The sequence below is a fragment of the Methylocaldum sp. genome (assembly GCF_039794385.1).
Lineage (GTDB): Bacteria > Pseudomonadota > Gammaproteobacteria > Methylococcales > Methylococcaceae > Methylocaldum.
Genome location: NZ_JBDIVO010000201.1, coordinates 1 through 9,012, shown reverse-complemented (window position 1 = coordinate 9,012; position 9,012 = coordinate 1). Strand labels below are relative to the sequence as shown.

9 protein-coding genes are annotated in these 9,012 nt (G+C 60.7%); 8 read left to right on the top strand and 1 reads right to left on the bottom strand.

Annotated elements, in window-relative coordinates; translation table 11 throughout:
- From ABJK70_RS15975 to ABJK70_RS15950, 6 genes are all read left to right on the top strand, one after another.
- On the top strand, positions 1-504 hold a 504-nt coding region (locus ABJK70_RS15975; protein ID WP_347258457.1), incomplete at its 5' end, for an MnhB domain-containing protein.
- Entirely contained in the window at positions 501-818 is a 318-nt protein-coding gene (locus ABJK70_RS15970) for an NADH-quinone oxidoreductase subunit K (RefSeq protein WP_347258456.1), read from the top strand. The genes ABJK70_RS15975 and ABJK70_RS15970, both read left to right, overlap by 4 nt.
- Positions 815-2,311 (top strand): proton-conducting transporter membrane subunit, encoded by a 1,497-nt coding sequence (locus ABJK70_RS15965; protein WP_086133908.1) that lies wholly within the window; start codon positions 815-817, stop codon positions 2,309-2,311. Before ABJK70_RS15970 ends, ABJK70_RS15965 begins: the two co-directional genes overlap by 4 nt.
- Positions 2,308-3,801 (top strand): proton-conducting transporter membrane subunit, encoded by a 1,494-nt coding sequence (locus ABJK70_RS15960; RefSeq protein ID WP_347258455.1) that lies wholly within the window; start codon positions 2,308-2,310, stop codon positions 3,799-3,801. Before ABJK70_RS15965 ends, ABJK70_RS15960 begins: the two co-directional genes overlap by 4 nt.
- On the top strand, positions 3,798-5,537 hold the full coding sequence (locus ABJK70_RS15955; RefSeq protein WP_156881857.1) for a complex I subunit 5 family protein: 1,740 nt from the start codon (positions 3,798-3,800) through the stop codon (positions 5,535-5,537). The genes ABJK70_RS15960 and ABJK70_RS15955 overlap by 4 nt, the downstream gene beginning before the upstream one ends.
- Positions 5,538-5,636: 99 nt before the next feature.
- Positions 5,637-6,632, top strand: a complete 996-nt coding sequence (locus ABJK70_RS15950) for a TonB-dependent receptor (RefSeq protein WP_347258454.1) — start codon at positions 5,637-5,639, stop codon at positions 6,630-6,632.
- Between the two features lie 334 nt (positions 6,633-6,966).
- Here the strand turns inward: ABJK70_RS15950 and ABJK70_RS15945 are convergent, their stop codons facing one another.
- Complete coding sequence (locus ABJK70_RS15945; protein ID WP_347258453.1) at positions 6,967-7,449, bottom strand: hypothetical protein; 483 nt, start codon at positions 7,447-7,449, stop codon at positions 6,967-6,969.
- A gap of 254 nt (positions 7,450-7,703) precedes the next feature.
- Between ABJK70_RS15945 and ABJK70_RS15940 the strand changes: the two genes are divergently transcribed.
- Together ABJK70_RS15940 and ABJK70_RS15935 are read left to right on the top strand one after the other, a co-directional pair.
- Positions 7,704-8,048: a PepSY-associated TM helix domain-containing protein gene (locus tag ABJK70_RS15940; protein WP_347258452.1), complete on the top strand. Its 345-nt coding sequence runs from the start codon at positions 7,704-7,706 to the stop codon at positions 8,046-8,048.
- A 765-nt stretch (positions 8,049-8,813) separates the two neighbouring features.
- On the top strand, positions 8,814-9,012 hold a 199-nt coding region (locus tag ABJK70_RS15935; protein ID WP_347258451.1), incomplete at its 3' end, for a sigma factor.

Here is a 9,012-nt window from a genome sequence, read left to right as displayed (position 1 = left end):
GGAATCCTGGCATTCCGGCCTCCCGGCCCCGCCACCATACCCGACGCTACGCCCGATTCGAGTCCCGTGCTCGCGGCTCTGAATCGCTTGATAGTTCCGCTCATCGTTCTCGCTGCGGGATATCTGTTATGGGCGGGTGCGCACCGGCCGGGTGGAGCATTCCAAGCGGGGGCTGTGCTCGCGGGGGGCGGCGTTCTGCTGCGCCTGACCGGCACGATTCCGAGCTTCGAGTCGCCGAATGCATGGTTGCGTGTATGCCTCGTTGTGGGCCTCGGGGTATTTCTTGCGGTTGCCGCTCTGCCGCTGTTCGAGGGTTCGAGGCTGCTGGAATACCGAACGGCGGAAGCGGCGATGGCTATCCTGGTGGTAGAATCGGCGCTGACCGTGTCGATCTCGGCGATTCTCGCAACCGCTTTCATCGGCGCGGCACCTCCCCGCATTCGATGCATGTCACCGTCCCGACCGGCACACTCGGCGGAGGGCGAAAGAGCGGGACAGTCATGATCGGCGGCGGGCTGATCTATGCCATGGCCGGCGTGGTTCTGTTCGCCCTCGGCTTTTACGGCTTCATCGTCCATGCTCATCTGGTACGGAGACTGATCGCATTCAACATCATGGGCAGCGGCGTGTTCCTGGTCCTCGTGGGGCTGCCGCAGCGAGTCGCCGGAACGCCGCCGGACCGGGTTTCGGAAGCCCTGGTACTCACCGGAATCGTCGTCGCGGTCAGCGCTACCGCTTTTGGGCTGGCGCTGGTCCGGCGTCTTTACGACTTGACCGGAGAAACTCGCCTGCCGAACGATCCTCGGCCCGAGCCATGAGCGGCATCTCGTTCGCCGCGCCATGGATACCCTTGCTGATTTTGCTTCCTCTGATGGCCGGAGCTCTTTCCTTCCTGTTCGGACCGCGCGGCCACAGAAGCCTGCTGGCGGCAACGATGACCGGCATTTGGTTCTCGCTGATACGGCTCATTCTCGAATTCGAAAATGCGGGTCTCCAGCACTATCCGATCGGAGGCTGGGGAGCACCTCTCGGGATCGATCTGCGAGCAGACGGGCTGAGCCTCGCGATGTTGGGCATGACGGCAACAGTAGGAAGTTTCATCAGCCTCTATGCTCTGGGTTATTTTGCCGGCGACGAAAACCGCGGCATCCGGTTCTGGCCGCTTTGGTGGCTTTTGTGGGGGGCGCTCAACGCCGTTTTTCTCTCGGCCGATCTCTTCAATTTGTACGTAACCCTCGAACTGTTGAGTCTAAGCGCCGTCGGTCTGGTCGTGCTCGCGGGCGACCGAGACTCGCTCGCTGCCGGGCTCCGCTATCTTCTCGCGGCGCTGGCGGGCTCTCTGGCGTATCTCATGGGCGTAGCCCTGCTGTACGGCGCCTACGGCACCTTGTCACTGGAGCGGATGGCGGGATTGTTCCGCCCGGAACCCGCAAACACATTGGCGGCGAGCCTGATTACCGTGGGACTGATGCTGAAGACTGCCCTTTTTCCGCTCCATTTCTGGTTGCCGCCTGCGCACGGGAGTGCTTTGGCTCCGGTCAGCGCTCTGCTGTCGGGACTGGTCATCAAGGCTTCTTTTTACATGCTGCTGCGCCTTTGGTTCGAGGTCTTTCCGTCCGCGCTGACCGAAGTCTTTACACAAGGAATCGGCTCTCTGGGCGCCATAGCCGTGTTTGCCGGGGCTTGGCTCGCGTTTCACCAGGAAAAGCTGAAAATGCTGATCGCCTGGTCGACCGTGACTCAAGTCGGCTATTTGTTTCTGACGTTTCCGCTTGCCGCTGCGTCTTCTACGAGTGCCCCGGCCGCCTTGAGCGGCGGCGTGTACTTGGCCGTGTCCCATGCCGTGGCCAAGGCCGCCGTGTTCTTGGCGGCCGGCGCCATGCTGAAAGTGACCGACGAAGACCGGATCGATCGGCTGGAAGGCGTCGGCCGGCACCTACCCATCAGCCTGTTCGCCTTCGCCATGGCTGGTGTCAGTCTCATGGGTCTGCCGCCGAGCGGAGGATTCATCGCCAAGTGGCTTCTGCTCAATGCCGCGCTGTCCTCCGGGCAATGGTGGTGGGCCGCCGTTCTGGTCTTGGGCGGGCTCGCGTCCGCCGCCTATATCTTTCGAGTGCTGCGCCGCTGTTTTCTGCCACCAAGGGAGTACGCTGCGTTCCATCCGGTGCCCTTGGTCATGCCCTTAGCCGCGCTGTCTTTGGCCGGCATCGCCCTGGCCCTGGGGCTTGCGGCGGCTTATCCGCTTCGCCTCTTGCAGACGGGCGCGCCCCTTCTGCTCGAAGCCTCCGCACCGTCGACGGTGGCCCCATGACTTTCGACGATTGGTTGCCCCTCCTGGTGGTATTGAGTTCGCTCATAACCGGCCTGCTCATTTTCTTCGTCGGCGAGGAACAGCATCGCACCCGCTCCTGGCTCAATCTGATCGGCGCGGTAGCCAAGCTCGTGCTGGTGGGCATCATGGTATGGGGCGTGTTCCAGAGACATCGTTACGAAACCCGGTTGCCTCTGCTGCCGGATCAAGATTTCGTATTGCGCGCCGACGCGATGGGCATGCTGTTCGTGGGGCTTTCCTCGGTCCTATGGCTGCTCACTACGATCTACGCGATCGGCTATCTGGAAGGATCGCCCCATCGCAGCCGGTTTTTCGGTTTTTTCAGCCTGTGCGTGACCTCCACCATGGGCATCGCACTGGCCGGCGATCTCATCACCTTTATCATCTTTTATGAGCTGCTGACGTTGTCCACTTATCCCTTGGTGGTGCACCGCGGTACAGCGGACGCGTTGCGCGCCGGGAAGGTCTATTTGCAATACACGATGACCGGCGGCGCACTGCTGCTGGTGGGCGTCGTCTGGCTGTACGAGGTGGTAGGGTCTGTCGAGTTCACCGAGCGCGGTGTGCTGGCGGGGGTTTCGGTGGTTGATTACCCTGACCTGCTCGCGATCTTCGCGATTCTGGTCGCGGGGCTCGGGGTCAAGACTGCGCTGGTGCCGCTCCACGGCTGGCTGCCGGTCGCCATGGTGGCGCCCGCCCCGGTAAGCGCCTTGTTGCATGCAGTGGCGGTGGTCAAGGCCGGGGCCTTCGGCATCGTGCGCATCGCCTACGACGTGTACGGGGTGGAGTTCGCCGCTCGCCTGGGCGTGCTGGGTCCCTTGTCATGGGTCGCGGGCATCACCATCGTGTATGGCTCGGTGCGGGCGTTGACTCAGGACGACCTCAAGCGGCGGCTGGCCTATTCCACCGTCAGTCAGGTGTCGTACATCGTACTGGGAATCGGCATTCTCGGTCCGCTGGCGACCATCGGCGGCGTCGTGCACCTGGTACACCAGGGACTGATGAAGATCACTCTGTTCTTCTGCGCAGGCGATCTGGCCGAAACCCTGGGCATTCACAAGATCAGCGAAATGAACGGCGTCGGCCGGCGCATGCCCTGGTCCATGGTTGCGTTTACCGTGGCGGCCTTGGGCATGATCGGCGTCCCGCCGGTCGCCGGCTTCGTCACCAAATGGTATCTGGGCTTGGGGGCGATAGCCGCGAAGGACTACTGGGCGCTCGCTGTGCTTGCCGTCAGCACCGTGCTCAACGCCGCTTATTTCCTGCCGGTCCTACGTCGCATCTGGTTTCTGCCCGCGAGCGGAGAATGGCCGAAACGCGAACGCGATCAGCTCGAAACCCGTCCGACGCTGCTGGTGCCCACATTGATCACCGCTCTTCTCTCCTTTGCCGCCGGACTGTTCGCGGGCTCGTGGTTCAGCCCGCTGGGCTGGGCCAAGTTGGTCACGGCCCGGGAGTACGTTTCGTGAGCACGAGTTGGCTGGTCGCCGCCGCCCTGCTCGCTCCTTCCCTTCTGGCGATCGCGCTATTCATGGCCTCAGGGCGTTCCCCGACATGGCCTATCGCGCCCTGGGCCGCATTGCCGGGCCTGGTTCTGGCCGCGGCGCCGGATTTCCGCATCGATCTGTCCTGGTTATTGCTAGGCACGCGTTTGGGACTGGATGCCACCGGTCGGATGTTTCTAATCTTCACCGCTCTGCTGTGGCTGATCGCAGGCCTTTACGCTCAGGTTTATCTGGCCTCCGATTCGAAGCGCCGCCGCTTCGGCGGGTTCTTTCTGAGCACCATGACGGGCAATCTCGGCGTCATTTTGGCCCAGGACGTGGCGAGTTTTTATTTATTCTTTTCTCTGATGACTTTTTCCGCCTATGGCTTGATCGTGCATGAGGGCGGTGAAGAGCCGCACCGAGCGGGGCGCATCTATCTGATCCTGGCCATCCTTGGGGAGGCCATGCTGCTCGTCGCTTTTTTGCTGAGCGCGAGCGCGGCGGAAAGTCTGTTTCTCGACCAGATTCCGAAGGCTGTCGCCGTATCGCCGCAGCGAAATCTGATCGTGGCGTTGTTCCTCGGCGGATTCGGGATCAAGGTTGGTGTCCTGGTGCTTCATGTCTGGCTACCTTTGGCGCATCCGGTCGCCCCCACTCCCGCCAGCGCGGTGCTGAGCGGAGTCATCATCAAGGCCGGTCTCTTGGGCTGGCTGCGCTTTCTGCCGCTGGGGCAGGCGGCTCTTCCCGATTGGGGCTATGGACTGACGGCCGCAGGGCTCGCCGCGGCGTTCTACGGTGCTGGGGTGGGATTGGTCCAAAAGGACTCCAAAACCGTGCTGGCCTATTCCAGCATCAGCCAAATGGGGCTCATCACCGTGCCGGTCGGATTGGGCTTGGCGGCACCGGCGGGCTGGCCGTCGTGTCTGGCGGCGGTTACGGTCTATGCGGTCCATCATGCTCTGGCCAAGGGAGCCTTGTTCCTCGGCGTCGGAGTCGCGCGGGAAACCGCTCGCGACGAGCGGAAACTTCGCTGGATCACGGCCGGGCTGCTGCTGCCCGCGCTGGCGCTGGCGGGAGCTCCCTTTACCAGCGGTGCGCTCGCCAAAGAGTCGCTCAAGAGAGCCATAGGCTCGGTGCCCGAACCATCGCAGGACTGGCTGGCCTGGACATTGTCTTTCGCGGCGGTGGGCACCACGCTGCTGCTCGTACGCTTCCTCTACCTGGTCCGACACGAGGCGCTGACGGAAAGCCACGGCAGCGGGAGCCGGGGATTGGGTCTTACCTGGGGGCTGGCGCTGCTTGGCGTATTTGCACTCACCTGGATCATGTTCGCCGACGCGGCGCGGGCCTTTTTCGAGCATGCGCTGGAACCCGGGATTCTCTGGAGCGAATTATGGCCGGTGGGCGGCGGTATCTTGCTGGCTTATCTGTTCGGCCGCCGGTTCGCCCGGTCCGCCCCGCCGATACCAGCGGGCGATTTGCTCGTACCGGCGGAACGGCTGGCGCTGAGTGCCTGGACGGGTATGAAAAGTTTATGGAATAAGGCGGTCCGGAAACCGGCTCGCCCGCCATGGAAAACCTTAGGCGCACGGCTGGCCCAGGGCCTGGCATACGGCCAAGCGTGGCTTGAAAGCATGGCCATCGCCGGAATCCTGTTTCTCTTGCTCATCGTGCTTTTTGCCTTGGCATTGCTCCCGAAGAACTTCGGGCGTGAATAAGAGCCTATCCCAGTAGGTTCAAGAAACCCTTCGACAAGCTCAGGGCGAACGGCCTACCAGGATCGGCGCACGGAAGGTGAAGTCGGCGAGGTACTCGACGTGGATGATCGCGGCACATTGACCCGCGACGAACGCTATCAGGCCTCGGCTTACTCCGCGTATTTGCAGGACGCCATGCGCTTCGGCGACTGGACGATAACTCCGGGCCTCCGCATGGAGCACTACACCCAAAACAAGACGCGCGTTTTCGACGCAGAGGATGGCCCCGAGCCGAAAGAGGAAGACAACACATCGATTCTGCTGCCGGGCATCAGCTTTCTTTACAGCGGCTTCACGGACACACAGCTCTTTGCCAGCGTGCAGCGGGGCTGTACGCCCGCGCCGGCTCGCGGCAGCGACTTCCCGCTGGTTCCCGAAACCGGTATCAACTCGCAGATCGGGGTGCGCTCCAGCTTCGTGAAGGGCATCAATTTCGAACTGGCGGGCTTTTACAACGTCTTGGACAACACGCTCGTGCAACTCCCCTACATCGATCCGAACACCGGGCGGGACATATTCATCAATGCGGAAGATTCCGAGGCCGTCGGCGTCGATGTCGCGGTGCGGGTCGACTCGGCCGCTTACACCCAGTCGCCCTATAATTTCTTTGGCATGCTGGCCTACAACTATACGGACGCGAGATTCACCGAGGGCGTCAGCAAGGGTAATCAAGTGCCCGAGGTTCCGCTGCACACGGGCAGTTTGACCTTGGGCCTGGAACACACGAGCGGCTGGCAGATCAGCGCGACCCTGACCCATATGGACAGCTTCTTCACCGACCCGGCCAACACCCGCGATCCCATCCTGACGGATGAAGACGGCGCCCCTCCGGAGGCGGGCGATGTGATCGACCTCCGCGAGCCCATCGTCGTGGGCGCCGTCCCCAGCCGCACCCTCCTTTCGGCGCGCGCGACCTATGCCATCCCGAACACTCCGGTAACGCTCTGGGTTCAAGGTCGCAACCTGACGGACAAGCTGTATGTCTCAGACTACTCGAATGGTTTGCGCCCGGGCCCGAGCCGAACGGTGATCGGCGGCGTGACGATCCGCTTTTGAGAACGCCTGAATCGTATCCCTACCCGCCTGAACTTGGGGGTTCCCGAGCTCCCCGCTTGGGAACCCATTGGCGAAAACGCTAATGCTTATTCCAGTATTGACCATTCAGGAATCACCGAGCATAAGTCCCCTCTCCCACCGGGTGTCGCAAAAGCAAAAATAGGCCGGGATGACGAAGAAATCCCAGCAATCCGCGAAAATGCTGGGTTTCGTTCCTCAGCCCAGCCTATAAATTGGACCTTTGCAACACTTTCCAGTGGGCGGGGGTCAGGGTTTTCCTCTCAAAATCAGAGGATACGAAGATGTATAGACCTCGGCGCAGTTCGAGAAACAACTACATCAACGCCGCGTCCGGATTCAGAGCGAAAAAACCCAACAGCCCATAACAAGCAACCGCCAGGGCTGCATGGGCCATCAGCACGATTCTAGGCGCCGATCTCCCTCTTTTGGCGGCGAATCCCATCGCAGCTCCCAAAAGAATGATGACTACGGCCATGCCGATATTGGCATAAACCCGCTGGTCGCCATCCAGCGCGACAGCGATCACCAAACCGGAGCCCAGCAGCGCGGCGGCGGCATGAACCAGCGAGTAAGCCGGCCCCACGGATTGGCCGCGCCAGGCGTCCCGGATCATCATCAAGCCCATAGCGGCAACTAAAGTAAAAACGGCAAGCGCACCCATCAACATATCGAAATCCTCCTTGGAAGTGGAATGAATGGAAAACGTCTCAAAGGAAACGTGCGGACTTAACAAAGAAAGAATCGAGCCAACTTGACCTACAAACATCCACTTTGCCTCAACCAGATTACGAAACAAAGGGCAAGGTCACGCAACGCTTGCTGCGCGGCCATATTTCGAGTGAACGGAACTTAAGGAAGGATGCGGCATATCGGCAATCGCGGCACCGTGAATGGCCTTCCCTTCTAGGTCGGAGCGGCAAAAGCCTAAGTCATCTGTGGCGTTTGACGGAAAAAACTCGACGGAGCACATGCCGCTCGTTAAAAGATCTCAACCCGCTTGGCGGCTTTTTGCGCGCGGTCCGTCTACCTCCACGAGGATAAACAATAACATTGGGGGGTCTAGATGAAGCTTTTGACCCGGCAGACCATCCGAGCGAAGAGATCGCACATCGATCCCCTGGCACGAGTTCCCGCGCCACCGGTGGGGTCGCGCTGCTGGTCTCGGTCTTGACCGGAATCTACCTCTGGTGGCCGAGCCGGAATCAGCTCGTCCGGGCCTTGACCGTCAAGCGCCGCGCGAGCCGGGAGCGCCTCATATTCGACCCGCACAAGGTTTTCGGCATCTACAGCGCTCCGGTACTCGCGGTCGTGGCGTTCAGCGGCGTCTATCTGGTGTTTTTCGATTACGTCCGCCCGATGGCCAATCTGTTCTCCCCGGTCGAACTGGATGGCTAGGCCGACCCGCACGGCCTGACTTCGAAAATAACGCCCGGAGCGACGCCGATTCCGATTGCATCCGCCGTCAGCGCGGCTGAGTCCGTGTTTCCGGAAGCCCGCTTGCGGCGCGTCGGGCGAAAGGCGTATCGCGAAAACGCCTCGAGCGCGACCTTTATAGAGAGAAATCGAATTTGGCGAGGCGGGTTGTGCTGAGGCATGAACCCGACATTTCTCCGCTATGATCCGGGCGAATTGACATGGGCGTAATGCAAAAAAAAACGGGATGCCGACTGAACGGCATCCCGATCGAATGAGGAGATCTCACGCACTCGTACGGTTGGCCTCGGAGGAGAACCAATAGCTGCTACGAGATGGGATTATCCTATTAAACCTAACCCATTGATTCAAGGTGACATTTTGTCGCATGGACCGTGCGGCATTTCACTCGCCGCAGTGCGGCAAATGCATTAAAGCTCCCCCCATTCGAAAACCGCGTGATTTAATAAACTTTTGAAATATAAAGGCAAAAAGATTTGGCACGCCGTTTGTTATGTTATTGATGCTGACCAGCGGTCGGCCTCTCCGAGCACCTCGGGCGCTTGATGGAAAGGCCGACCGCGACCACATCGCACAATCATGGCGTCGATGCAGGTCGAAAGCTTGTTCACGAAAATCAATACATTCCCCAACATAGCTCGCGGAAACCCAGGCAACTGTCTCGTACACAAGCTCCGGACGCAATCCGTTTCCCACCAAACCGGCACCGAATCCCATCGCCAATTTATGAATCCTTCATCGCTCGGCACCGAAAGCGTTTTCTCGGACAGTCGGGACGAAATTTTCGCCTTTCTCATGCGCCGCCTCCGATGTCCGGAAACCGCTGCCGATTTGGTCCAGGAAACCTATCTGCGCCTGCATCAGAGCGAGCGACGAAGTCCTGCCGACAATCCGCGCGCCCTGGCTTTTCGCATCGCCGCGAACC

What these genes read in the sequence shown, in the direction of transcription:
- ABJK70_RS15965 (WP_086133908.1), top strand. Translation starts at nt 815, where the DNA reads ATGAGCGGCATCTCGTTCGCCGCGCCATGGATACCCTTGCTGATTTTG.
- ABJK70_RS15970 (WP_347258456.1), top strand. Translation starts at nt 501, where the DNA reads ATGATCGGCGGCGGGCTGATCTATGCCATGGCCGGCGTGGTTCTGTTC.
- ABJK70_RS15960 (WP_347258455.1), top strand. Translation starts at nt 2,308, where the DNA reads ATGACTTTCGACGATTGGTTGCCCCTCCTGGTGGTATTGAGTTCGCTC.